Consider the following 25183-nt stretch of genomic DNA (forward strand, 5'->3'; position numbering starts at 1 on the left):
CTCTCCTTGTCGTGCTCCGGGTCAGCGGGGCGGCTCGGTCCACGCGGCCAGCCGGTCCAGCCGGTCGGCCTCCTGCGGGTTCTGCCGGATCCGGCCCATCGCCCAGCGGAGCATGGGCGGTGCCATCACCGAGGTCACGATCGCCACCAGGATCAGGACGGCGTAGCTCGTCGTGGTGAGCAGGAGCAGCACCTGGTGCGCGCCCAGCGGCGGCACGATCTCGGCGGCGGCGGTCATCCGGTCGCCGGCCCGTCCGCCGGGGCGAGTCGACGGACGATGTCGGCGACCACGTCCGCCTCGTGCTCCAGCAGGTAGAAGTGGCTGCCCGGGTACACCCGCAGCGCGAAGCCGCCGTCCGCCACCGCCGCCCACTCCGCGACCTGCGCCACGGTGACCGTGGGGTCCTCCCGCCCGGCGTAGCCGACCACGGGGCAGCCGAGCCGGGCTGCCGGGCGGGGCCGGTACGCCTCGACCGCCCGGTAGTCGGCACGCAGCGTGGGCAGCACCATCGCGCGCAGACCGGGCACGTCGAGCACCGCCGCGCCGGGGCCGGCCAACCGGCGGATCGAGGCGGTGATCGTGTCGTCGTCGGCGGGGCGGTCGCCGTCGGCGCCGCCGTGACCGAACGCGGGGAAGGCGGAGACGAACAGGTGCGCCGGTGACCGCCCGCGTGCCTGGCAGCGGAGGGCGACCTCGGCCGCCACCGCGGCGCCCATGCTGTGCCCGAACAGCGCCAGCGGCCGGTCGGCCAGCGGCAGTACGGCCTCCGCCACCAGGTCGGCCAGCCGGTGCAGGTCGTCGACGGGCGGTTCGGCGATCCGGTCCTCCCGGCCGGGGTACTGCACCGCGTGCAGCTCGACCGTCGCGGGCAGGTGCCGGGGCCACCGGCGGAAGAAGCTGGCCCCGCCGCCGGCGTGTGGCAGGCAGACCAGCCGGACCCGCCCGCCCGCCGGATGCCCGTGACGGCGCAGCCACCGGTCGCCGGTCCGTCGCGTGCGCGTCGGGGGGACCGGCTGGCCCAGCAGGGCGGTGAGGTGATCGGCGAGCGCCGCCGGGCTGGCGTGGTCTAAGACCACCGAGGGGGGCAGCGACAGGCCGGTGGCGGTGCCCAGCCGGCCACCGAGCTCGATCGCGGTCAGGGAGCTGATCCCGGCGTCCACGAAGGACGTCTCGGCACCGACGGCGGTCACGTCGTGTCCGAGGACGGCGGCAGCCTCGCCGCGCACCAACTCCAGCAGGGTGGCGCCCAACCGGTCCGGTGGCACGTCCCGCAGCGGCTGGCCGGCCGGCTCGGCGTCCGCGCCGCGGGGCGCGACGTCCGCCGTGTCCAGCCAGTACCGGCGCCGCTGGAACGCGTACGTCGGCAGCGGTACACGGCGGGCCCCGGTGCCGTCGAACACGGCGGCCCAGTCGACGTCGACGCCACGGACGAAGATCCTGCCGAGCGCCTCGAGCAGCTGCACCGCGTCGTCCTGACCGGAGCGCAGCGTCGGTACGGCCACGCACGTCTCCGCCCCGCCGTGCGCGGCGAGGGTGTCGGCCGCCATGGCCGTCAGCACGCCGTCCGGGCCGAGCTCCAGGAACGTGGTGACTCCGGCGCCGACCAGCCGGCACACGCCGTCGGCGAACCGGACCGGCCGGCGGACGTGCTCGGCCCAGTAGTCGCCGCCGATCAGCGTCGGGCCTGCCAGGTCGCCGGTGACGTTGGACAGGATCGGCACCCGGGGCGGGTGGTGGGTCAGCTTGCCCGCCGCCGCGCGGAGCTCCGCCAACACCTCGTCCACCAGCGGCGAGTGGAAGGCGTGGCTGACCCGCAGTCGCCTGGTACGGTGGCCGGCCGCGGCGAACCCGGCGGCGATCTCGAACACCGCGTCGCGGCCACCGGAGATCACCACCGACGCCGGCCCGTTCACCGCCGCGACGGCCGCCTCGCGTTCCCGCCCCGCCAGAGCCGCCGCCACCTCGCCGGGGTCGGCGCCGACGGCCACCATGGCGCCGTTGTCGGGCAGCGCCCCGAGCAGCCGGCCGCGCGTCGCCACGAGCGCGGCGGCGTCGGGCAGGGACAGCACGCCCGCCACATGCGCCGCGGTGAGTTCGCCGATGGAGTGCCCGGCGACGAAGTCGGGGCGTACGCCCCAGGACTCGACCAGCCGGAACAGCGCCACCTCCAGCGCGAACAGCCCGGCCTGGGCGTACGTCGTCCGGTCGAGCGGGTCCGGGCTGACAGTGCCGAAGACGACCTCCCGGATCGGGTATTCGGCGTGCCCGGCCAGGTTCCGGTCCAGCGCGGCGCACGCCTCGTCGAAGGCGCGCGCATAACCGGGGTACGCCGAGTGGAGCGCCCGGCCCATGCCGGCCCGCTGGCTGCCCTGCCCGGTGAACCACACGGCGAGGCCACCGGTGCCGCGCACGCCGCGGACGAGGCCGGGCGCGGACCTCCCGTCGGCGAGGGCCTCGACCGCCCCGCGCGCCCCGTCCCGGCCCCGGGCGACCACGACCGCCCGGTGTGCCAGCCGGGCCCGGGCGGTCGCCAGCGCGTAGCCGACGTCCGCCGCGTCCGGCCCGTCCCCGTCCAGCATGGACAGCAGGCGGCCCGCCTGGCCGCGCAGCGCCGCCTCGCTGTGCGCGCAGAGCAGCCACGGCACCGGGACCGGCCGGCGGGCCGCCGGGGTGGGCAGGTCCCGGGCCGGCGGCGCGGGCTGCTCCAGGATCACGTGCGCGTTCGTGCCGCTCACGCCGAAGGAGGATACGGCGGCCCGGCGCGGCCGGTCCGACGCCGGCCACTCCCGGGCCTCGGTCAGCGGTCGGACCGCACCGGCCGACCAGTCGACCTCCGGGGACGGCGGGTCCGCGCGCAGTGTCGCCGGCGCCGCGCCGTGCCGCATGGCCAGCACCATCTTGACGACGCCGGCCACGCCCGCCGCGGCCTGGGTGTGCCCGAGGTTCGACTTCACCGAGCCGATCCACAGCGGACGGTCCGCCGGCCGCCCCCGCCCGTACGTGGCCAGCAGGGCGTGCGCCTCGATCGGGTCGCCCAGCCGGGTGCCGCTACCGTGTGCCTCCACCACGTCGACCTGGTCCGCGCCGAGCCCGGCGTCGGCGAGCGCCTGCCGGATCACCCGCTCCTGGGCCGCCCCGCTCGGCGCGGTCAGGCCGGCCGAGGCGCCGTCCTGGTTGACCGCGCTCCCCCGCACCAGCGCCAGGACAGGATGGCCGTTGCGGCGAGCCAGGGCGAGGGGTTCGAGCACCAGCATGGCGGCGCCCTCGCCCCAGCCCACCCCGTCGGCGGCCGCGCCGAACGCCTTGCAGCGGCCGTCGGGCGCAAGCCCGCGCAACCGGCTGTACGCGACGAACGCCCCCGGGGTCGCCATCACCGTCGCCCCGCCGGCCAGCGCCAGCGTGCACTCGCCACGGCGCAGGGACTGCACGGCCAGATGCAGCGCCACCAGGGAGGAGGAGCACGCGGTGTCCACCGTGATGGCCGGGCCGCCCAGCCCGAGCGTGTACGACACCCGCCCCGACGCGACACTGCCCGCCGTGCCGACGCCCAGGTAGCCCTCCAGGTCGCGGGGTACCTGCCCCGGCGGTGGCCCGTAGTCCTGGTGCATCACGCCGGCGAACACACCGGTGGGGCTGTCCCGCAGCGACAGCGGATCGATGCCGGACCGCTCCAGCGCCTCCCACGAGGTCTCCAGCAACAGCCGGTGCTGCGGGTCCGTCGCCGCCGCCTCCCGGGGGCCGATGTGGAAGAACGGGGCGTCGAACTCGCCGGCGTCGTGGACGAACCCACCCTCCCGGGCGTAGCACGTCCCGGCATGGTCCGGATCGGGGTGGTACAGGCCGGCGAGGTCCCAACCGCGATCGGTGGGGAACCCGGACACCGCGTCGGTGCCCGCCGCGACCAGCCGCCACAGGCCCTCGGGGTCCACCACGCCGCCCGGGAACCGGCAGCCCATCCCGACGATGGCGACCGGGTCGTCCGCGCCCTCCACCCGCGCCGGGGCGGTCCGCCCGGCGGCGGCCTCACGCTCGCCGGTGCCGCCGGACAGCACGGTACGCAGGTGCCCGGCCAGCAGGTCGACGGTCGGATGGTCGAACGCCACCGTCGCGCGCAGTTCCAGGCCGGTGGCGGTCGCCAGCCGGTCGCGCATCCGCACCGCCTGGGACGAGGTCAGGCCGAGTTCGGTGAACGCCCGGTCCACCGGCACCGCCGACCGGGCGGGAAAGCCGCAGAGGGCGGCGACCTCGTCGCGTACCAGATCGAGCAGTTCGCCGGCGGACGCGCGCGCCGGGGCGACGGCGCCGGCCGGGGCCGGTCCGGCCGGGGCCGACGCCTCGGTCCCCGCCACGAGCGGCGTCGCGGCCAGCTCGCGCAGTGCCCGGCGCCGCACCTTGCCGGAGCCGGTGCGCGGCAGCGCGGCGACCTCGTAGAGCTGGACCGGCACCTTGAAGGGGGGCAGCTCGGAGCGGCAGCGTTCGAGTGCGTGCCGCGGGTCGATCCCGCCGGAGTCGGCCACCAGATAGGCCACCGGAACCTCGCCGAGTGCGTCGTCGGGCCGTCCGGCGACGGCCACCTCGGCGACGCCCGATACCCGGCGCAGCACCGCCTCGATGTCGGCGGGATGGATGTTCTCGCCGCCCCTGATAATCAGCTCGTTGAGCCGTCCGGTCATCGTGAGGAATCCCGAGCGGTCGCGCCGGGCCAGGTCACCGGTGCGGTACCAGCCGTCCCGCAGCACGGCGGCGGTGGCCTCCGGCTGGTTGTGGTAGCCGACCATCAGGTTGGGCCCGGAGACCCACACCTCGCCCTCCTGCCCGGGAGCCGCGTCGAGCCCGCCCGGGTCCACCAGGCGGACGGTCAGACCGAGGACGGGCAGGCCGCACGAGCCCGGGACCCGGGTGCCGGTGAGCCAGTTGGTGGTGATCGGTCCGCACGTCTCCGTACTGCCGTAGCTGTCCAGCAGCGGCACCCCGAAGGTCTCCTCGAACGCGGTGACCAGCGACGCATCCGCGGCGGCGCCGGACACCAGGCAGGCGCGCGGCGCCGGCACGCCGCCGCCGTCCGTGCGGGCGGCCTCGACGAGGTGGTGGTAGAGGGTGGGCACCCCGGCCAGCACCGTGTACGGCTCCCTGCGCAGTTCCGCCAGCACGTCGCCGGCGGCCAGCCCGTCGACGATCCGGGCGGTCGCGCCGACCGCGGTCACGGCGACCAGGCACAGGCTGTGGCTCATGGTGTGGAACAGGGGCAGCGGCCACAGCACCCGGTCCGTGGCGGTCAGGTCGAGGGCCGGGGCGCAGCAGGCGGCGACGGACCACAGGAACGCGCGCTGCGTGGAGAGCACACCCTTGGGTACACCGGTGGTGCCCGAGGTGTAGAGCATCCAGGCGACCTCGTCCAGGCCGAGGTCGTCCGGCGGCGGGGCGGCCGGTTCGGTGGTGGCGAGCAGTTCGTACGACCCGGAGCCGGGCCCGCCGAGCGGTACGCCGGCACCGCCGCCCGGTTCGCCGCCGGTGACCAGGACGCGCAGCCCCGGGTACCGGTCGAGGAGGGGACCGAGCCGGCGCAGCCGCGGCGGATCGGTGATCACCACTGCGGCGCCGCTGTCGTCCAGCAGGTGCGCCAGGTCGGCGCCGCCGATCCGCGGATCCAGCGGGGTGCCCACGGCACCGGCCCGGCATACCGCGAGCAACCCCTCCATCGCCTCGACCCGGTCGCCGAGGTAGGTCGCCACCCGGTCGCCGCGGCCCAATCCGCCGGCCACGAGGTGGCCGGCGAGCCGGCCGGTGCGCCGGTACAGCTCGCCGTAGCGGATGCCGCACCGGGCGTCCTGGAACGCCATCTTGTCCGGAAAGCGGCCGGCGTGCGCGCGCAGCGAGTCGGCGACCGGGCGGATCAGTTCGGCACGAAGCATCCTCGCACTCCTCCCCGTGCGGGCGACCGGCGGTGTGTGTCGGGATCCGGGCCTAGCCGGCGCTGGGCTGCGACGCCGGCACAGTCCACTGGAGACCGTCCGACGACGGGATCAGCCCACCCGGCCGCGGCCCCTGGTGGGGTACGCCACCCGGCACCCACTGCCGTGCCTCGAAGATGGGGTGGCGGGGGTCGAAGCGGATGTGCCGGTCGGTGTCCCAGTCGGGGTACCGCCCGGCCGCGGTACCCAGCTCGATCGCCGGCGGCTGCCAGATGCCGTCCTCCGTGGCCACCTGCTCCCCGGTGGTCAGCCCGCCGACCAGGCTGGTGAAGGCCTCCAGGTCGGACGCCGGATGGTTGGTGATCTTCTTGGCCGACCAGAAGTAGGAGTTCTCGTCGACATGCCGGTCGTAGAAGGAGACCAGGAACTCGTAGAAGTTGCCGTACTCACGGCGGTAGCGCGACTCGAACTCGTCGAACGCGGTGGCCTCGGGAACGTCGCCGGCGAGCACCGCGTTGATGGACCGGGCGGCCAGCAGGCCGCTGTAGGTGGCCAGGTGCACGCCGCTGGACAGCACCGGGTCGACGAAGCACGCGGCGTCGCCGACGAGCACCATCCCGGGGCGCCAGAACGACGGGGCGCTGTAGGAGTAGTCCTTACGGGTGCGGATGGTGCCGTACACACCCTCGGTGACCCGTGGCACGCCGTCGAGGAAGTCGCTGATCAGCGGAGACTCCGCGATCAACGCGCGCAGCGCCTGCTCCCGGTCGCCGCGCACCTTGTCGGCCATCTCCCGGGAGACCACCGCACCCACGCTGGTCAGGTCCGGGCGGAGCGGGATGTACCAGAACCAGCCGCTCTTGAACGCGGCCGACAGGATGTTGCCGGAGTACGGCGCCGGAAGCCGCTTGCCGCCCCGGAAGTAGCCGAACAGGGCGATGTTGCGGAAGAAGTCCGAGTAGATCCGCTGGCCGGACACCTCCTGGTGGATACGGCTGCCGTTGCCGGACGCGTCGACCACGTACCTGGCCAGCGCGGTGCGCGGCTGGGCCTCCCGGTCGACGAAGCGCACCCCGGTCACCCGGTCGCCGTCGCGGAGCACGCCGCCCACCGTGCAGTTCTCCCGCACGTCCACGCCGTTCCGGCGGGCGTTGCGCAGCAGGAGGTCGTCGAACTTCATCCGCTCGACCTGGTACGCCGGCTCCGGCACCTGCAGGCCGGGGATCGAGGCGACGAAGTCCAGCGTCCACGGCTCCGGGTTGGTGCCCCACTTGAAGCTGCCGCCCCGCTTGACCGTGAAACCGGCCCGGCGCAGCTCGTCACCGACGCCGAGCAGGTTGCACGTGCCGAGCACGGTGGCCGGCAGCAGCGACTCCCCGATCTGGTACCGGGGGAACTTCTCCTTCTCCAGCAGCAGCACGCGATGCCCGCGCATCGCGACCAACGTGCTCAAGCTGGACCCGGCGGGGCCGCCGCCGACCACCACCACGTCGAACTGCTCCGTGTCCGCTGCCGTCATATGCCGACCTCCTGTCCCAATCGGACTGTCGGGTGTGGATGTCGCGAGGCGGGGACCCGCTGAACCACGTCCACCAGCGGATTCCGACTCTACGCAAACTCCCGGCCGCGCCCGGTAGCCGTCGGACCCGGCGTGCGGGCATAGCCCATCGGGCAGGCCGGGAGCGCGCGCCGGCCGGACTTCCGCCCGACACGGACGGTGGGCGACGGTGGTACCCGTCAGCCGAGCGGCCCGCGCGTGCCGGGGTCCCGCCCGCCCCCGACCTGGCCGGCCTGCGCCGGCTGTGGGCGGCGGTCGGCGCCGCCGACCTGGTGCAGGTCGCCGAGCAGTACCTGCTGATGCCCGCCCACGCGGTGCCGCCTCAACCGTCCTTCGGGGTACGCGTCGTTCCCAAAGATCTGGCATCGCCATCCGGTTAGCTGCAGCTTCGGACCCGCGCCGGGGCGCTGATCCGTTTCGAGGTGGTCTCCGGCCATCCGGGACTGCTCCGGACGGGTACGCCAACCCGGAGGGGACTCGGCCGCTCGTGCCTTGGCGGACCAACCGCCTCGCCTCGGAAATCCTGCTCCGCCTCTTCACCGGGAAACTGGCCGGGCTGGACCTGCACCGGCCGCCGGAGGCGCAGCGCCTGGCGGTCGAACGGCTCTCGGACGACATCTTCGGCAGGACCTCGCCGGCACCGGCGATTCCAACGCTTCCCGGGACAGGTCAGGCCGCTGCCGTCCGGCCCTCGGCGTACCGTCTCGCCGGCCCGGCTCGGACACGTTGAGCCCCACCAAAACTATTCACGTTCACCTGATGGTGGCGGTGGGGTTCGCGGTATCGAGCGCAGGCGGTGCAGGCGTCGGTTCCAGCGGCGTGTTGCCGGTTCGGGTGCGGCCCCGCGTGCGCGAGACGATAGCCGTACGGCGGGCGGCCACCCAGATGCCGGCCCTGGGAGCCGGTCTGAGCGGGCATCGCGGTGCTGGTCCGCCACCGACCACCGGCACCCGGGTACGTCCATTGACAACCGTTCCTACTACCGCACAGACGGGCGATCCATCACCAACCTGGGTGAACGCGGATAATCTGTCGTTAGGGCGGCCCGGAGTGGCGCGGCTCAGCACTGGGGGCGACTATCAGCGACTGGGCCACCTGACACAGCCACGTCCCCACCAGCCTGGGCGCATCGGTAGCCCCTGGCTCGGCCGGGATCCCTTACGAGGTGAGGGAGTTGACGATGGGATCGGTTGAGTCGCCCACTTCGCCGGACAATGCCCACCACGGCGTGTCCGCCCACGAGGTCGTGCTGCTGCTCGGGATGGATCCGCACCGTGGGCTGACTGACGCGGAGGCTTCGCGGCGACTGAAGCGGTTCGGGCCGAACGCGCTTCCCACCGCCGCCCGCGGCGGTGCACGTCGGCGGATCCTGCGCCAGTTTCACAATCCCCTGATCTACGTGCTGATCGCCGCCGGGGTGGTCACGGCGGTCTTGGGCGAGTATGTCGATTCCGCGGTGATCTTCGGTGTGGTCCTGGTCAACGCGACGATCGGCTTCGTACAGGAGTCCAAGGCCGAGGCCGCGCTGGACAGCCTGCGAGCGATGGTGCGCACCCAGGCACGGGTGATCCGCGACGGCCGTGTCCGGTCGGTGCCCTCGGAGGAACTCGTGCCGGGTGATCTGACCATGCTGGAGGCGGGCGACAAGGTCCCGGCCGACGTGCGCCTGGTCCGGTTGGCGCAGTTGCGGATAGACGAGTCGGCGTTGACCGGCGAATCCATCCCGGTCGTCAAGAACGAGGCGGTGGTACCCGCGGCGACACCGGTCGCAGACCGTCGCAACATGGCCTACTCGGGCACGTTGGTGACAGCCGGCAGCGGCGTCGGGATCGCCGTGGCGACCGGTCCGGAGACGGAGTTGGGGCAGATCCACCGCCTGGTCGGGGCGGCGGAGACACTGGCCACCCCGTTGACCCGCAAGCTCGCCCGATTCAGCAAGGTCCTGACGGTGGTCATCCTCGCCCTGGCGGCGGTCACGTTCGGGATCGGTCTGCTTCGCGGTCAGGACGCGGTCGGCACGTTCACGGCGGCCGTCGCCCTCGCGGTGGGAGCGATTCCGGAAGGGTTGCCAGCGGCGGTCACCATCACCCTGGCCATCGGGGTGACGCGGATGGCACGGCGGCGGGCCGTCGTCCGCCGACTGCCGGCGATCGAGACGCTCGGCAGCACCACGGTGGTCTGCTCCGACAAGACCGGCACGCTGACCGAGAACCAGATGACGGTACGGACGGTCTGGACCGCGGATGGCCAGTTCACGGTCACCGGCGCCGGCTACGCACCGGACGGCGGACTGCGAGACCCCCAGGGTACGGCGGTGACGGCAGCAGCCAGTCAAGCCCTGCGCTGGAGTCTGCTCGCCGGTGCTGGCTGCAACGATGCCCAGCTCCACCGGGAAGGGGACGAGTGGGTACTCATCGGTGACCCCACGGAGGCGGCGATGCTGGTCGTCGCCGCCAAGGCCGGCCTCGACCACGAAGGAGTCACCACCGGTTACCCCCGGGTGGCCACGGTCCCCTTCAGCTCCGAGCGTCAGTACATGGCGACCCTGCACGAGGACCCGAACGGCGGCGGCCGGGTGGCGCTGGTCAAGGGCGGCGTCGAACGGATCGTCGCGTTGTGCCGTACGGAAATGGGCGCCGACGGGGCCAACCGGCGGCTGGACGTGGACGCCGCCCTCGACGCCGCCGAGAATCTCGCGGGTCAAGGGCTGCGGGTCCTGGCCACCGCCATGAGCGGCGACGTGGACGCGGACGCGGAGCATTTCGATGAGCGGACGCTCTCCGGCGGCCTGACGCTGACCGGGCTGCAGGCAATGCTCGATCCGCCCCGCTCCGCCGCAGCGCCCGCAGTACGCGCGTGTCACACCGCCGGTATCGCGGTCAAGATGATCACCGGGGATCACGGGACGACAGCCACCGCGATCGCGGACCAGCTCGGCATCATTGGCGACGAGCGTGACGCCAGGGTGTTGACCGGCGCGGACCTGGACGCACTACCGGACGAACGGTACGCGGAGGCGGTCGACCGGGCCCGGGTGTTCGCCCGGGTCTCCCCGGAGCAGAAGCTCCGGCTGGTCGAGACGCTGCAGGAACGCGGCCATGTAGTGGCCGTGACCGGGGACGGGGTCAACGATGCACCCGCCCTGCGCCAGGCCAACATCGGCATCGCCATGTCCCGTGGCGGAACCGAGGTCGCCAGAGAAGCCGCCGACATGGCGCTCACCGACGACGACTTCGCCACCATCGAAGCCGCCATCGAGGAAGGCCGCGGCGCCTTCGACAACCTCACGAAGTTCATCGTGTGGACCCTGCCGACGAACCTCGGCGAGGGTCTGGTCGTACTCGTGGCCATCCTGTTCGGTACCGCGTTGCCCCTGCTGCCCACCCAGATTCTGTGGATCAACATGACCAGCGCGGTCCTGCTCGGCCTGATGCTCGCCTTCGAGCCGAAAGAGGCCGGCATCATGCGGCGCAAGCCCCGCGACCCGGCCCGGCCCCTGCTCACGGGCGCTCTCCTGGTGCGCATCCTGCTGGTGTCAGCACTGCTGGTCGCCGGCACGTGGTGGCTGTTCAACTGGGAACGGGACCACGGCGCCAGCGTCGCCGAGGCGCGGACCACCGCACTCAACCTGTTCGTCGTCGTCGAGGCGATCTATCTGTTCAGCTGCCGGTCGATCACCCGGTCCGCCTGGCGCATCGGCCTCTTCTCCAACCGTTGGATCTGGGCCGGCCTGACCCTGCAGGCCATCGGCCAGCTCGCCATCACCTACGTACCAGCCATGAACACGATCTTCGACACCGCCCCGATCCACGCCGACGCGTGGCTACGCATCCTCGCCCTGGCCGCGGCGACGGCTACCGTGGTCGCCGTCGACAAACGGCTCCGCAGGCCGCTCCTACAAGTGTGATCCACCGCTGCCGCCGCCGATGACCGGTCAGCACCGTACGGCCGCCGGTTGCCCAACCGTAGGCACCGCATCCTCCTGTCGTCGACCGGTACTGGAGCCAGCCTCGTGCTGCGTGTGGAGCGGACTACGCGGACCTATGACAGTCTCGTGACAACCAGCTACGACGGCAGGTCGCCGTCCTGGCAGCATCCGCGCCGCTGGCGCAGACGTGGGTGCCGGATCCTTCGGTTCCCCGCTCCAGGCGCCTGCTACCGCCGCCGGCCACATCAGGGAACCACAGGCGATCGGGCAGGTCGGGAAACTGCCGTCCGGACGCCGGTTCATGGCGGTGTACGTCGCGTGGCTCGACCGGCACGGGAAGAGCGTCTCGCCCTCCGTTACCACCGGGTGTGGGACCGAGCCGTTCGTCTGACAGCTCCACCGCACACGAGTCTTCCTGCCTACGCCGGGACCGCTTGCGGATCACCGGCGGCGTCATGGGCGGCCATCGTCTCCTGCCGATGGGGTTCCTCGCGCAGGATGGCGCAGTGCAGCCACTCCTCCGGGATGGCGAAACCGTCCACGAGCGTCCGCATGTGCGGGCGTAGCTCCTTGAGCAGACTGTTCACCACGCCGGTGATCGCTTTCGAGCGGGCCGGCGTGAGACGGCCGTGCTCCAGGAACCACCCCTTGTCGGCCTCGATGACGCTGAGCGCGTACAGGTCACAGATCCGGGAGAGCAGCGCCCGGACCGCCGGGTCGGCGGTGTCCTCGACGCCGGCGACGAACGCCTCCAGGGTGACCCGGTCGACGTGCGCGGCGGCAACGGCGAGGACGTGGTCCTGGACGTCGTTGAAGATGTCGAAGGGACGGTCCTTCTTCGTGGCCGCGCCGTTGCGGAGGCGACGGACCGCGCCGTCGAGGAGGTGCCTCTCGCGGTCCTCGAAGACCTTGAGCTGCCAGCCGCGGTCGGTGACGGCGACCTCCTCGTCGCGGCCGGGCACGGCGCTGGTCAGCCGCTCGATGAGCGACCGCGCGGCGGTGCGCTCAAGCACCATCTCGCGGATCTGTTCGGCGACGAAGGAGGCACGACCCCAGCCGTCCAGCGAGCCGAACTCGTCCCGGTGGCCGGTGAGCAGCCCCTTGGCCACCAGCTGCAGCAGCACCGTGTTGTCGCCCTCGAACGTGGTGAAGACGTCGGTGTCGGCCTTGAGACTGGGCAGTCGGTTCTCGGCCAGGTAGCCGGCGCCGCCACACGCCTCGCGGCACATCTGGATGGTGCGGGTCGCGTGCCAGGTCTGCGCGGCCTTGAGGCCGGCGGCCCGGGACTCCAGCTCCCGTTGCCGGTGCTCGTCGACCGGCCCGTCGCCGCCCTGCACCTCGTGCAGCGCGGCGACCAGCTCGGCGTGGGCGAAGTGCAACGCGTACGTGGTGGCCAGGGCGGGCAGCAGCTTGCGCTGGTGGGCCAGGTAGTCGTTGAGCTGCACCTCCCGGTCGGCGTCGGGCGTGCCGAACTGGCGGCGGATGTCGCCGTAGCGCACCGCGATGGTCAGTGCCGCCTTGGTGGCCGCCGACGCGGCGCCGCCCACGCTCACCCGGCCGCGGACCAGGGTGCCGAGCATGGTGAAGAAGCGCCGGGAGTCGTTCTCGATCTGGCTGGAGTACGTGCCGTCCTCGGCGACCTGACCGTACCGGTCCAGCAGCATGTCCCGCGGGACCCTCACGTGGTCGAAGCTGAGCCGCCCGTTGTCCACACCGAGCAGGCCGGCCTTGGGCCCGGCGTCGCCGATGGTCACGCCGGGCAGCGGGCTGCCGTGCGCGTCGCGGATCGGGACCAGCCACGCGTGTACGCCGTGCCGCCGTCCGTTGGTGATCAGCTGCGCGAAGACCACCGCCATCCGCCCGTCCCGGGCCGCGTTGCCGATGTAGTCCTTGCGGGCCGCCTCGTGCGGGGTGTGCAGGTCGAAGGTCTGCGTCTGCGGGTCGTACGCGCAGGTGGTGCGCAGCTGCTGGACGTCGGAGCCGTGGCCGGTCTCGGTCATCGCGAAGCAGCCGAAGATCTTGCCCGAGATGATGTCCCGCAGATAGGCGTCGTGGTGTCGCCTCGTGCCGAGGGCACCGACGGCGCCGCCGAACAGGCCCCACTGCACGCCCGCCTTGACCATCAGCGACAGGTCGACCTGCGCCAGCATCTCGCTGGCGACGATCGAGCCCCCCACGTCGGATCTGCCCCCGTACTCGGTGGGGAAGGCCGACGCGATCCCCAGTTCGACGGGGAGCTCGGAGAGCAGCCGGGTGATCCGCTCACGTGCCTGGTCACCGGTTTCGCCGTACACGGGGAGAAAGCGCGCGTCGAGGTGATGCCGGTGCGCGTCGCGGACCTCGGCCCACGGTCCGTCGAGCACTTCCCGCAGGCGAGCGAGGTCGAAGTGGCCGGACGCGTGATCGGGCATGGTCACCCCTCGGCTAGCGGACATATGCGTACAGTCTGTACCCCATCAAGGGTACCGACTCCGGGCGGTGACCCGGTCAGCGAGACCGCGGTGCGACGGGACACCATCGACGAACTCCCACACCTGCCCAGGGCAATGGCGATGGCCGATTCTGCTGACGGCTCGTGTGGTGTTGTCGGCGTCGCAGGTGATGGTGATCTGGTTCGCCCGCAGGTACGCGGCGGTAGCTCGCGCGTCGTCACGGGCTTCCGTCGTTCGATCGTCGAGTTGCCGTGCGATGTGGGCGAAGAGCAGGTCTTCGCGTAGGTACAGCGGCTTGGGCCGGCCGGGTAGGGGCGGGCTGGCGCGGTGTGGCCATGCCGGCACCGGTATCCGGGCCGTCCGTGTACCCAGTGCGCGTCGGCTCGTCGGCCGCAGGTTCGGCAGACGACCAGTCCGGTGAGCAGATACCGGCGCGGCTGGCCGTCCTCGGGCGTGGCGACCGCGTTCACCGTTTGGGCCTGGACGAAAGTCCGTCTCGCTGACCAGCGGCGGGTGCACCAATTTTCGGATAGCTAGCCGACAGCGGTGGAGACCCAACTCTTGATCAGGAGTTTTGGTACGAAAGGTCGCTCGCGGGCAGTTGCTCGTCGAATGCGCTACCTCGTGGTCGGCGCCAACGCTTGGTCAGTAGGCCGTGCCGTGGGGCGAAGAGCCAGGACGCCAGGAACGCGGCGGTGGCGACCAGCACGATGGTGCCACCGACCGGGGTGTCGTAACTCCAGGAGAGGTAGAGCCCGACGACCGCCGACACCCCGCCGACGACCGGGGCGAGCAGCATCATCACGCCCAGCCGGTCAGTGAGCAACCGGGCGGTCGCGGCCGGGATGATCAGCAGGGCCAGCACCAGGATGTTGCCGATGGTCTGTAGGGAGATCACCACGGCCAGGGTCACCAGTACGTAGAGCAGGATGTCGAGCCAGAAGACCGGCAGGCCGATGGCCCGGGACATCTCGCGGTCGAGGCTGACCGCCACCAGTTCCTTGTGCAACGCGAGGACCAGGCCGAGGATGAGCAGCCCGGTGCCGCCGACCAGGTACAGGTCCCGGTCCGGGATGCCGGTGATCGAGCCGAAGAGGAACTGTTGCAACGAGCCGGCGTAGCCGGGCGCCTGGGAGATGATCACGATGCCGAGGGCGAACGCGGCGACCAGGAAGACGCCGATCAGCGAGTCCTCCTTCAGCCGCCGGTTCTGCGCGAAGACGGCGATCAGCAGCGCGGTGGCGATGCCGGCGACCGCGCCGCCGAGCACCAGGCTGCCCTGCAACACGAAGGCGGCCGCGAGCCCGGGAAAGACCGCGTGCGCCACGGCGTCGCCGATGAAGGCCATCCCCCGGAGTACGACGTAGCAGCCGACCACGCCGCAGACCACGGAGGACATCACCGCGATGGCCAGCGCCTTGGGCAGGAAGGCGAGGTCGGGGTTGAACAGGTCGGCGAGAAAGTCGGTGATCGACAACTAGGCCGCCTTCACGAGTTTGAGCAGCGCGGACCGGTCGCTGACGCCGAACGTCCGCTTCCAGACCTCGGGGTCGCGCAGCTCCGCCGGCCGGCCGTCGGCGGTGACCCGGCCGTTGAGCAGCACCAGCCGGCTACTCGACTGCAGAGCGGCGACCAGGTCGTGGGTAGTCATCAGCAACGCCCGGCCCTCCTGTGCGAGGCTGCCGAACAGGTCGCCCAGAAGTTCCTGGGTGGGCAGGTCCAGGCCGGTGAACGGCTCGTCGAGGAGCAGGATCCGCGGCGACAGCGCAAGGGCCCGGGCCACCAGGACCCGCTGCCGCTGGCCGCCGGAGAGTTCACCGACCGGCCGGGTGCGTAGCCCGGCCAGCCGTACCCGGTCGAGCGCCTCCCCCACCGCGCGCCAGTCCGGTACGCCGGGCCGGCGCAGCAGCCCGAGCCGTCCCGTCCGGCCGCTCAGTACGGTCTGCTCGACCGAGATCGGGAAGTCCCAGCTGAACTCGTGGCGCTGCGGCACGTAGCCGATCACGATACGTCCGCGTCGAGCGGGCTCGCCGTCGACCCGGATCTGCCCGGTCCGGGTGCGGACCAGCCCGAGCACCGCCCGCAGCAGGGTGGTCTTGCCCGCGCCGTTCGGCCCGAGCAGCCCGACCAGCTCACCTGGTTCGACGTGCAGCCGTACGTCCCGCAGCACCGGTCGACCGCCGAGATCCACATTCAGGTCGGCGATGTCGAGCGCCCTCACGACCGGCTCTCCGACGTAGGATCTCCGTCGGTCGGCGCTGCCGCTGCCCGTTCGCCTCGCTCGCGCTCGGCGCGGCGCCTGGCGCTGCCGCCGCGGACCTGTACCCAGATCAGGGCGACGCCGAGCAGCACCGCGACCCCGACGAGCAGGGCGATCAGGGCTGACCTGCCACCACCGGAGCGGTCCGCCGCGGCGGCGCCGTCACTGTCCGAGGCCGCCTGGACCGCCGGCACGGACGGGATGTCCGCTATCGCGGTGAACGCCTCGTCGGTGCTGGTCGCATCGCCCACGGCGACCCGGAGCAGTCTGGTGTCGGAGACCTGCTCCCCACTGGCCAGGTCCGCCGAGACCTGGATGGCCACCAGGTAGACGCCCGGCCGGGTGAAGACCCAGTTGGCGTGGGTGTGCGTGTTCACCTCCACCCACAGCGGCTGCGGTTTCGGCTCGGCGGAGCGCCACAGCACCTGCGGCGCGGCGAAGTTGCCCGACTGGAGGTACACCGTCATCGCGCCCGGCCCGCGGACGCCGAGCAGGGTCAGCGTCACGCCACGGTCGATGTCCCGCATCACCCGGGGATCCTGGGTGTTCCAGCCGATCCAGACCACGTCCGGCTGTTGCGTCTGCGGCACCACGTACACCCGCGCACCGGCGTCGACGTCGAGGAACGAGTACGCCGGATCGTCCGGAACGGTCTGGAGGGCGGCATCGGAGACGTGCAGTACGGTCTCGTCGGTGCTGCGCCACACCGGCCGTTCCGCGTCGTCGTGGACCAGCAGCGTCCACCGGTCGTCGACGTACCGGGGACCGATGTCCACGTGCCCGGCCCTCAGCACTGCCCGACCGGTGGCGAGCGGCTGGTCCGGGGCGATCGACTGATCCAGCCCCGGCGAAGGCTCCGTGGCCACCGCCGGTGTCGCGGGCGCGATCAGCGCCAGCAGCGCGGCAGCCACCGCACCGCACCGGACGGCGACCCCCGCCCTCCCGCGTCCGCTCGATCGCACCGGTGCGCCGATCACTGTCGCCTCCCGTTGTTCGGCCTGGTCAGGCAGTCCCGCAGCGATTCCGCGTTGAACCGCATCATCTGTACGTAGCTCCGGACGTCGCCGCCGAAGCTGTCCCCGTAGATCTCGCAGATCCGTAGGCCCTGCTCGCTGGCGACCTCGGTCAGCGTCGTCGAGCGGGCCGCCAGGTTGGGTTCCAGGAACACCGCGCGGATGTCCAGGTTGCGGATCGTCTCGGTAAGCCGGCGCCGGTCGGCCAGACTCGGCTCGGTGGCCGGGTTCGGGGTGACGAATCCGGAGATCTGCACGCCGTAGGCGTCACCCAGGTACCCGAACGCGTCGTGCGTGGTGACCAGATGCCGCTGCGGCTGGGGTATCTGGGCGATGGTGTCCCGGACATAGCTGTCGAGCCGCTCCAGTTCGGCGATGTAGCCCGTGGCGTGTGCCCGGTATTCGCCGGCGCCGTCGGGGTCGATCCCGATCAGGGTGTCCCGGATCAGCTCGACGTAGGCGATGGTGTTGCGGACGTTCTGCCACAGGTGCGGATCGATCTCGCCGTGCACGTGCTTGCCCAGCACCGCCTGCGGCAGTTGGTAGACCTGGGTACCGGGCCGGCCCAGAAACCGGAACTTGCGGTCGCCAGGCACCTCCAGCAACGCCTTGTTCGGCACCTCGATCACGGTCGTCGCCGGGTCGAACGCCCGCTGGTCGGCCTCGCCGCCGCCCTCCGGGTCGGCGAACAGGTACAGCCGCCTCTGGTCGAGGTCGACGGTGATATCGGCGTGCCCCGAGTTCAGCACCGCCGCACCGGCCATTCCCGGCACGGAGTGCGGGTCCACCCCGACGGTGAAGGTGAAGGTCTGCTCCCCGACCGGAACGGGCTTCGTCTCGGGCGTGACCGCGAGCTGTGCCCGCATGGTCAGCCGGTAGACGCCCGGCCTGGTGAACGCCCAGCTCATGTGGGTGTGCGCATCCGGCGGCAGCCGGGCAGTGTCGTCCTTGAACCCGTTCGCCGGGTCGAATCCGTCGGCGGAGTTGACATAGAACGATGGGTTGCCGAACGACTCGGTCAAGTATGCCGTCATGGTGCCCGGCCCAGCAGCGCCCGTGGCGCTGAGCAGGATGTCCGAGGAACGGGTCGCACCGTGGGCCGTACCGGTGCCCCGGACGCGCATGCCCAGCCAGATCGTGTCGAGCGAGACGTCCTCGACCAACGGGATGATCTCGGCGGCGTACTTCACCGCTCCTTCGGCGAGCGAGATGTTCGGCACCCCGGTCCGCAGGTTGGCGTCCAGCGTCTTGATGATCGCGTGCTCCTCCAGCAGCAGGTAGTTGCTGAACGCCACGTCGGCGTAGACCACGTTGCGGACGTCACGAAGCGAGGGCTCGTAGCTGTGCGGATCGGCACCGTCCGGCACCAGGGAGCCGACCGCGACCCGGTCACCGCCGACCTGGCGTACCAGGTCTTGCAGGATGCCGGTGGTGGTGACGACCTGCACCCGCTCGTCGTGCCCGCTCAGCATCACGGTCGACCGGCAACCGCTGGCGAGGAGCGCCACGAGCACTGTCAGCGCGACCATTCGCATCCGGTACCCGATCGGCGGCACGACCGCGCTACTGGGAAGCCGCCCCACGGCAGGCATACGCACGACCCTCCCCACGTGTCATGGACATGCGCCTGTCGTCCCGGCCAGGTTGGAGACGAGTCGCTTTTCTCGGCCGCGGCGACCGCCGCGAACCGCCAGCACGATACCATGAAAATGGGAACGGTTATCAACTCACTCTACGGTCGGCCTCCCGGAACTGGTCGGAGCCCGAGCATCCAACCGACGGCCACCAACGTCCCGGCCACCGACCCACAGGACCCGCGCATGACGCGTCCACAGGAGAATTACTCTTTCCGACTGTTGCGCACACACACCGTAAAGAAGAAAATGGGTGTCACGATCGTTTCGGTCAACGTCTGAGGAGGGCCATGTCTCTCGCTGTTACCCCTGCCCTGTTGGAAGCCGCCGAACGAGGCCCGGTAGACGATGCGGAGTTCGTCGCCTGCGTCCGCGACTCGCTGCCGTACGCATGGCAAACGGTCAGCCACGTCGTCGCCGACCTCAACGCCTCCGACGACGACTTCGCCGACAACGTCATCCCGCCACCGAGCGAGGCCGAGCGCGGACAACTACTGCGTGCCCTGGCCAGTGACGCGATCCGAGCCGGGCTGGAACGGCACTTCGGCGTCCGGCTCGCCTTCCAGAACTGCCACCGCGTGGCCGCGTTCCGCCCCACCGCGGTCGACTCCGACGCCTACCGCCGCTTCGTGTCCGCCCGCGGCCAGCTCCTCAACCAGTCACCCGAACTGCGTGACTGCTGATCCGCCCGAGGCCGTCCGGCGAGCGGAGCAGGTCGCAGCGCACCTGTTCCTGCTCGCCGGACAGCACACCGACACGACCGCGGCCGAGTCCCTGGCGGCGGCCCACCAGTACGGCCTGGCAGCGGAACGGTACGGCTACGCCGGGGTATGGATCGCCGAGCACCACTTCACCTCGTACGGCGCCTGCCCGTCTGCTCCCGCCTTCGCCGCGCACCTGCTCGGCGCCACTCGACGCGTGACGGTCGGCACCGCGGCCTGCATCCTGTCCAATCGCCACCCGGTGGCGCTGGCCGAGGAGGCGGTCCTGCTCGACGAACTCTCCGGTGGACGGTTCGCCCTCGGCGTCGCCCGGGGCGGCCCGTGGGTCGACCTGGAGGTCTTCGGCACCGGGCTGGACAGGTACACCGACGGTTTCGCCGAGTCGGTCGACCTGCTGGCGCGCTGGCTCCAGGGCGACGAGTACGTCGCCGGCAGCGGCCGCTTCCCGTTCCGTACGGTCCGCGTGGTGCCCCGGCCCCGCAGACAGATCCCGGTCTGGGTCGCCGCCACCTCCGTACCGACCGTCGAGTTGGCCGCCGGGCGCGGGCTCCCGCTGCTGCTCGGCATGCACGCGACCAACGCGGAGAAGGCGGAACTGCTCGACCGGTACGCCCAGGTCGCGGCCTCGCACGGCCACCGGCCCGCGAGCGTCGCGCACGCGAGCGCCCACCTGGCCTACGTCGCCGACACCGACGCCGAGGCGGAGGCCGCCGTGCGCGCCGGGCTGCCGGGGCTGCTGTCCGGCACCGACGAGTACGTCCGCATCGACGGCTCGCGGTCGCCGCGGCCGGAGCGGAGCCGATATGTCGACACGCTCCTGGACATCCACCCGGTCGGCAGCCCGACCCGCTGCCGGCAGCGGCTCGCCGAGGCGGCGGCGGTCCCGGGCATGCGGCACCTGCTGTTGATGGTCGAGGCGGCCGGCGGTCGGCGGACCACTGTCGACAACATCGCCCGGCTCGCGTCCGAGGTGCTCGACCTGGCCACCCCGGCCCCGCTGCCGGAGGACCCCGTCGACGGCCAGGTACGCCATCCTCTCCCGACGCGGTGACCGGGCCTGCCGATCGGGCCCCTGGCCCCAGCCGTCAGTTCGGCGACGGGCACGACGATCGTGCTCTCCCTGACCGCCCAGTTGGCCGCCGCCACCGCCCGGACCACTTCCAGCCGCCCGTCGCCGATCTCGGCCGACGGCCGGTGCGGCGCCCCGCCGGGTATGGGACGCCGCACCGGCCGATCGTTTCCGACGGTGACCTGCCGGTCCGGGCGCGCAGACTAGGCGAGGACCTCGAAGGTGAAGGTCTTGGATCCGGAGCTGACGGTGACTCCGGTCGCCGCGAGCGTGCCGGTCACCTGGAAGGTGACGGCATAGGTGCCCGCCGCGTCGAAGCCCCAGTTGACGTGGGCGTGGGAGTTGTAGTTGACGTTCAGGTTGTCCGGCAGACCGTTTCCGCTGTCGAACAGCACGTTCGGCGACCCCAGCGAGGTGGTGTAGATGCTGAATCCAGCGGGCCCGCTGACGCTGGTGAGCCGGAACGTCACCCGGTTGTTCTGGAAGACCCCGCTGGGCACCTCGGTGGTATTCCAACCGGCCCAGAGCAGTCCACTCGTGTTGGCCTGCGGAAGGATCCAGGCTTGCCCGCCGGTGCCGAGAAACGACCAGGCGGATCCGCTGGGCACGCTGACCTTCGCCGCAGCCGGCACCCGCAACACGACGTCGGCGGGGTTGCGCTCGACGTCGCTGGATCCGGTCCCGTCGAGCACGTTGACCACCAGCGCGCCGGAGGCGTAGTCGACGTCGATGATGTCGACATGGCCGCTGGTCAGCACGACCGGCGCCGCCTGGGCGGGCACCGCCGTCCCGCCGAGCAACGCGCCGGCCAGGATCAGACCGACCAGGCCCCCGCTACGCAGACTCATTCTCTTGCCTCTCACAGGTCCTTCTCTCCGGTCAAGGCTTCACGACGAAGCGGAGGTTGACGATCTCGGAACTCACCCGCTGTCCGGAGGCGGCGAGCGTGGCCGCCGCCCTCACCTTCACGGTGTAGGTTCCCGCCTGGTCGAAGGCCCAGTTGGCGTGCAGGTGGTCCGCGACGCTCAGGCCGACCGCGTCCGGAGTCCCGTCGCCGCTGTCGGCCAGCACGTTCGGCTGTCCGACGGCGTTCTCGGTGTAGACGGCCAACTGGCCGGGCCCGACGACCCGTACCACGCTGAGCATGACCGCGTCGCCCGAGAACAGTCCGGCCTCCAATTCCTCGGTGGACAGACCGGGCCAGAGCAGGTTCTCGTCCTGCGCCTCGGGCAGGATCCATACCGGGGCGCCGGGAACGCCGAGGAACCCGAACGCGGGATCAGCCGGGACGGTCGTCCTGGCTGATCCCTTGACCTTGAACAGCACGTCGTCCGGCTCACGCTCGACGCCGGGCTCGACGGTCTCGTCGTGCACGCCGATCTCGAGGGCGCCGTCCTCGTACTCGACGTCGACCACGTCGACATGGCCGGCGGCGAGCACGACGCGGGACGCGGTGGCCACCTGAGCCTGGGCCGGCACCGCCGAGGCGACCAATGCGGCCCCGATGGTGCCCACCACGAGTAGACGGCGGGAGGTACTACGCACGGAGAACTCCTTTCCCCGCGATCCCCGACGGACCGCTTGTTGAAAACGATAGTCGTTTTTGGTTGCCCCGGGAAGTGGCGAGCGTGACAACAAACAGCCCCCGGGCTCCCTTCTGGACGGCAGGTGGGAGCCCGGGCGCCGAATGGCCCACCGGTGCGACTCCGCGCCGCCGGTAGCACCGGCCGTTACGCACCGTTCTCCTGAACGTGCCCAGGGCCGGTCGGGCGACGTCGTCTGGCCAGGTAGACCAGCAGGACCCCGACGGCCACCAGGAGCGCGCCACCGAAGCTGGCCGGGACCACCCACGATTCACCGGTACGGGGTAGCCCGCCGTTTCCATTGCCCGAGCCGTTGCCGGACCCGTCACCGGATCCGCCGCCGCCGAAGCCGCTGTCCGGATCCGTGCTGTCGCCGATCGCGATCGTCAGGGTCCTGGTGTCGGTGACCGCCTTTCCGGCGTTGGTGGTGCCGCTCATCTGCACCTCCAGGCGGTACAGTCCCGGTTTGCTGAACCCCCAGTTGCCGTGTGCGTGCGTGTTGGGCGGGATGCTCAACCGCTGCGGCAGGCTCTCGGCCGAGTCGAACAGCACATCGGCGCTGCCGAACGAGCCGGTCAGGAAGAGCACGAATCTCCCGGGGCCGTCGACGCCCCTGAGGGTCCAGAGCACGTTGCCCCGAACCGCCCCGACGACGGACTCGTGCTGGGTGTTCCAGCCGGGCCAGACGATCCCGGACTGCTGCGCCTGTGGCAACAGCCAGACCGTGTCTCCCTCCCTGCCCAGGAAGTCCGCCCCGGCCGGTACCGTGGTCTTGGCCTTGTCCTTGACATGCAGGACCACATCGGACAGCTCCCGCCAGACCGCCGGACTGACCGTGTCGTCCTTGAGCCGGATCGTCCACGTGTCACCGGTCAACTGCGGCCCCATGTCGACGTGCCCGTCCGAGATGACCTTGCGAGTGCCGGTCGTCGCGGCCGCGACCTTCGGGGGCTGCGCTTGTGCGGGTGCCTTCAGCGCCGGTGGGTTGCCTCGGCGTGCCGCCGGTGGCTCCGCCATCGGCTGCGGCAGGGCCTTCGCCCCGTCCGCCGGGCCCACCACGGATGGTGGGGCCACCGGTGGTCCCGGTGTGATCGGCGGGACGGTCACCCGGTAGGTCGCCTCGGTGCTCACCTCCCGACCGGAGGGCAAGATCGCCGAGGCGGCGAGGGTGACCGTGTAGTCGCCGACGGCGTCGAACGCCCAGAGCACCGCCGGGGTCCGGGTCGCGGTGGGCAACTCGACATGACCGGCGATGTCGGTGCCGAACAGCGGCGTGACCGCGCCGAGGCCGGACAACCGGTAGGCGGTGAACCGGCCAGGACCGTCGGCGGCACGCAACGACGCCGTGATCCGGTCTCCCCGTACCGCCCCACGGTTCACGCCGGTGGTGTCGAAGCTGGGGAAGGCGGTGCCCGAAGTGGCGAGCAGCCACACCGGCTGGCCGGGCGTGCCGAGGAACGAGAAGCGGCTGTCGGCCGGCACCCGGCCGGCCACTCCGCCCTCCGGTCCCAGGACGACATCGGCCGGATCGTGTCCGGGAACTCCCTGGGCGATCTGGGTGGCGTCACGTATCCGCAGGGACAGTGTGCCGTCGACGAGTGAGACGGACATCAGGTCGGCACCGTCGGCGCTGACCGGCACCGGGGCGGCCCGGGCCGGTACGACCCCGGCGACCAGCGCGAGTACGGCCGCCGCGAGGCCGGCGGCACCGGCGCGCAAACTGCGAATTCTCATCGTCCTCCTTTGCTGGCATGCACAGTTCTCAAGCTCACACCCCGTCCGGCGGTGCGGCGCGGGGCGAAGACCGGACCGCACGCTCATCTCTCGGGATCCTCCGACGACTCCTCACGGGAGCGGGTCGCACCGGGAGCGGCGCCGGGTGTCCAGCCGTTCGGTCGGTCCGGCGCCCGGTCGGCGGAGCTGTCCGCGGGTCCTTCCGCAGCCTCGATGCGTCCCTGTCCCCTGGCCACGGCAACGGCTTGGGCAAGCTCTCGCGCCGTACGCTGCCGTCGGCGTCGGCGGAGCACCACCAGGGCCCAGCAGCCGACGATCGTCGCGACGGCGAGCAGCAGTTGGCTCCACGGCACAGCCCAGACCGCCCTGCTGTCGGCTACGGAGACCGGCTGCGGGTCGAACACCTGGCCGTCCACCGCCATCGGGGTGACGGTGGTGGTGGCAGTCAGCCGGAACAGCGGCGGCACCCCGGACAGTTGGACGCTCACCCGTACCGCGTCGCCGGGCAGGATCTCCGGCAACGGCGCGCCGCTGGCGGTCCGGGCCGCGAGCCCGAACGGGCCGGTCGCCCGCAGCGCCGGCTGGCCGCCGAGCCGGACATTGCCCGTGTTCCGGAGCATGGCGCTCGCGGTCAGTTCGCCGCCGGCGACCGGGTTGTACGAGCCCCGATGCCGTACCCGGAGGTCTTCCAGGGCCAGCGCGGGTCGCAGCTCGCCGGTCACCCGGAGGTAGACGCGGGTGCCGACCCGGTGGTCGACCGAGACCTGGTTGCCCTGGGCGTCGGTGCCGGTGGTGGCGAGTGAGGCGACGATGCCGCCGGTGTGGTCGCCCGGCGCGGCGTTGGTCGGCACGGTCAGGGTGAACGGCAGGTCCACCCGGGAGGACGCCGGGACGGTCAGCGTCCGGGTGGTGAGTCGGACCCAGGCACCCACGTCGACCGGCTTCTCCTGGCCGGCGAGCAGGTCGAAGCCGCCCTCTCCGGTGGTGAAGGCATCGCTGGCGTAGACGGTCAGGGCGAGCGGCTCGGCGGAGTGGTTGGTGACCGCGACGTAGTCGGTGACGCTGGCACCGGGGTCGAGCTTGTAGCTGAACGAGGGCCTGCCGTCCGGTCCCTTCTGACTCGACGGTGTCACACCCCAGGTGACGCGGGACTTGGCGGGCGGGGATGTGGTGCCGGCGGGGCCGGGAGCGGCGGACGCGGCGGGGGTCGGCGCGGCGGGGGTCGGCGTCGGGGCGGCCACGGCCACGGGTGGGGCCAGGCCGATCAGGACGACGCCGACGGCGGTGACGGCTGGCAGTCGCATGGCGGGATCGTGGGTTCCGTTCGTAGCTTCTCGT

General features: G+C 71.9%; 18 protein-coding genes. 5 read left to right on the plus strand and 13 right to left on the minus strand.

The features are described 5' to 3' along the window. Positions 1–21: 21 nt before the first annotated feature. The 4 genes from R6Y94_RS37835 to R6Y94_RS37850 form a co-directional block, all read right to left on the minus strand. Positions 22–237: a hypothetical protein gene (locus R6Y94_RS37835; RefSeq protein ID WP_318401422.1), complete on the minus strand. Its 216-nt coding sequence runs from the start codon at positions 235–237 to the stop codon at positions 22–24. Beyond that, positions 234–5912 (minus strand): polyketide synthase, encoded by a 5679-nt coding sequence (locus R6Y94_RS37840; protein WP_318401424.1) that lies wholly within the window; start codon positions 5910–5912, stop codon positions 234–236. The genes R6Y94_RS37835 and R6Y94_RS37840 overlap by 4 nt, the downstream gene beginning before the upstream one ends. A gap of 52 nt (positions 5913–5964) precedes the next feature. Continuing rightward, positions 5965–7431 carry a tryptophan 7-halogenase gene (locus R6Y94_RS37845; RefSeq protein WP_318401426.1) on the minus strand — a complete coding sequence of 489 codons (1467 nt, stop codon included), beginning with the start codon at positions 7429–7431 and terminating at the stop codon, positions 5965–5967. A gap of 218 nt (positions 7432–7649) precedes the next feature. Beyond that, positions 7650–7781, minus strand: coding sequence for a hypothetical protein (locus tag R6Y94_RS37850; protein WP_318401428.1), 132 nt, complete (start codon positions 7779–7781; stop codon positions 7650–7652). Between the two features lie 176 nt (positions 7782–7957). Between R6Y94_RS37850 and R6Y94_RS37855 the strand changes: the two genes are divergently transcribed. Continuing rightward, complete coding sequence (locus R6Y94_RS37855; protein ID WP_318401429.1) at positions 7958–8200, plus strand: hypothetical protein; 243 nt, start codon at positions 7958–7960, stop codon at positions 8198–8200. Positions 8201–8650: 450 nt separating this feature from the next. Beyond that, positions 8651–11377, plus strand: a complete 2727-nt coding sequence (locus R6Y94_RS37860; protein ID WP_318401431.1) for a cation-transporting P-type ATPase — start codon at positions 8651–8653, stop codon at positions 11375–11377. A gap of 440 nt (positions 11378–11817) precedes the next feature. On the opposite strand, the gene R6Y94_RS37865 is transcribed toward R6Y94_RS37860, so the two are convergent. After that, positions 11818–13809, minus strand: a complete 1992-nt coding sequence (locus R6Y94_RS37865) for an acyl-CoA dehydrogenase (protein WP_318401433.1) — start codon at positions 13807–13809, stop codon at positions 11818–11820. A gap of 90 nt (positions 13810–13899) precedes the next feature. Here R6Y94_RS37865 and R6Y94_RS37870 point away from each other — a divergent pair, with 90 nt between their 5' ends. Continuing rightward, positions 13900–14115, plus strand: a complete 216-nt coding sequence (locus R6Y94_RS37870) for a hypothetical protein (RefSeq protein ID WP_318401434.1) — start codon at positions 13900–13902, stop codon at positions 14113–14115. A 280-nt stretch (positions 14116–14395) separates the two neighbouring features. Here the strand turns inward: R6Y94_RS37870 and R6Y94_RS37875 are convergent, their stop codons facing one another. From R6Y94_RS37875 to R6Y94_RS37890, 4 genes are all read right to left on the minus strand, one after another. Continuing rightward, positions 14396–15307 carry an anchored repeat-type ABC transporter permease subunit gene (locus R6Y94_RS37875; RefSeq protein WP_318401435.1) on the minus strand — a complete coding sequence of 304 codons (912 nt, stop codon included), beginning with the start codon at positions 15305–15307 and terminating at the stop codon, positions 14396–14398. Beyond that, positions 15308–16021: an anchored repeat-type ABC transporter ATP-binding subunit gene (locus R6Y94_RS37880; protein WP_412102973.1), complete on the minus strand. Its 714-nt coding sequence runs from the start codon at positions 16019–16021 to the stop codon at positions 15308–15310. A gap of 26 nt (positions 16022–16047) precedes the next feature. Beyond that, positions 16048–17001 (minus strand): choice-of-anchor M domain-containing protein, encoded by a 954-nt coding sequence (locus R6Y94_RS37885; RefSeq protein WP_318401437.1) that lies wholly within the window; start codon positions 16999–17001, stop codon positions 16048–16050. A gap of 62 nt (positions 17002–17063) precedes the next feature. After that, entirely contained in the window at positions 17064–18638 is a 1575-nt protein-coding gene (locus R6Y94_RS37890) for an anchored repeat ABC transporter, substrate-binding protein (protein ID WP_318401502.1), read from the minus strand. A 389-nt stretch (positions 18639–19027) separates the two neighbouring features. On the opposite strand from R6Y94_RS37890, the gene R6Y94_RS37895 reads away from it, so the two are divergent. Further along, a complete protein-coding gene (locus R6Y94_RS37895) occupies positions 19028–19420 on the plus strand; it encodes an SCO5389 family protein (RefSeq protein ID WP_318401439.1) in 393 nt (130 codons plus the stop codon). Continuing rightward, a complete protein-coding gene (locus R6Y94_RS37900) occupies positions 19410–20510 on the plus strand; it encodes an LLM class flavin-dependent oxidoreductase (protein WP_318401440.1) in 1101 nt (366 codons plus the stop codon). The genes R6Y94_RS37895 and R6Y94_RS37900 overlap by 11 nt, the downstream gene beginning before the upstream one ends. A 221-nt stretch (positions 20511–20731) precedes the next feature. Here R6Y94_RS37900 and R6Y94_RS37905 read toward each other — a convergent pair whose 3' ends face one another. From R6Y94_RS37905 to R6Y94_RS37920, 4 genes are all read right to left on the minus strand, one after another. Continuing rightward, positions 20732–21376 carry a choice-of-anchor M domain-containing protein gene (locus R6Y94_RS37905; protein WP_318401442.1) on the minus strand — a complete coding sequence of 215 codons (645 nt, stop codon included), beginning with the start codon at positions 21374–21376 and terminating at the stop codon, positions 20732–20734. A gap of 31 nt (positions 21377–21407) precedes the next feature. Then, positions 21408–22073 carry a choice-of-anchor M domain-containing protein gene (locus R6Y94_RS37910; RefSeq protein ID WP_318401444.1) on the minus strand — a complete coding sequence of 222 codons (666 nt, stop codon included), beginning with the start codon at positions 22071–22073 and terminating at the stop codon, positions 21408–21410. Between the two features lie 185 nt (positions 22074–22258). Beyond that, entirely contained in the window at positions 22259–23845 is a 1587-nt protein-coding gene (locus R6Y94_RS37915) for a TIGR03773 family transporter-associated surface protein (RefSeq protein WP_318401446.1), read from the minus strand. Between the two features lie 83 nt (positions 23846–23928). Next, entirely contained in the window at positions 23929–25149 is a 1221-nt protein-coding gene (locus R6Y94_RS37920) for a WxL protein peptidoglycan domain-containing protein (protein WP_318401448.1), read from the minus strand. Between the last annotated feature and the right edge of the window lie 34 nt (positions 25150–25183).

Source organism: Plantactinospora sp. KLBMP9567, from assembly GCF_033446045.1.
GTDB lineage: Bacteria > Actinomycetota > Actinomycetes > Mycobacteriales > Micromonosporaceae > Plantactinospora.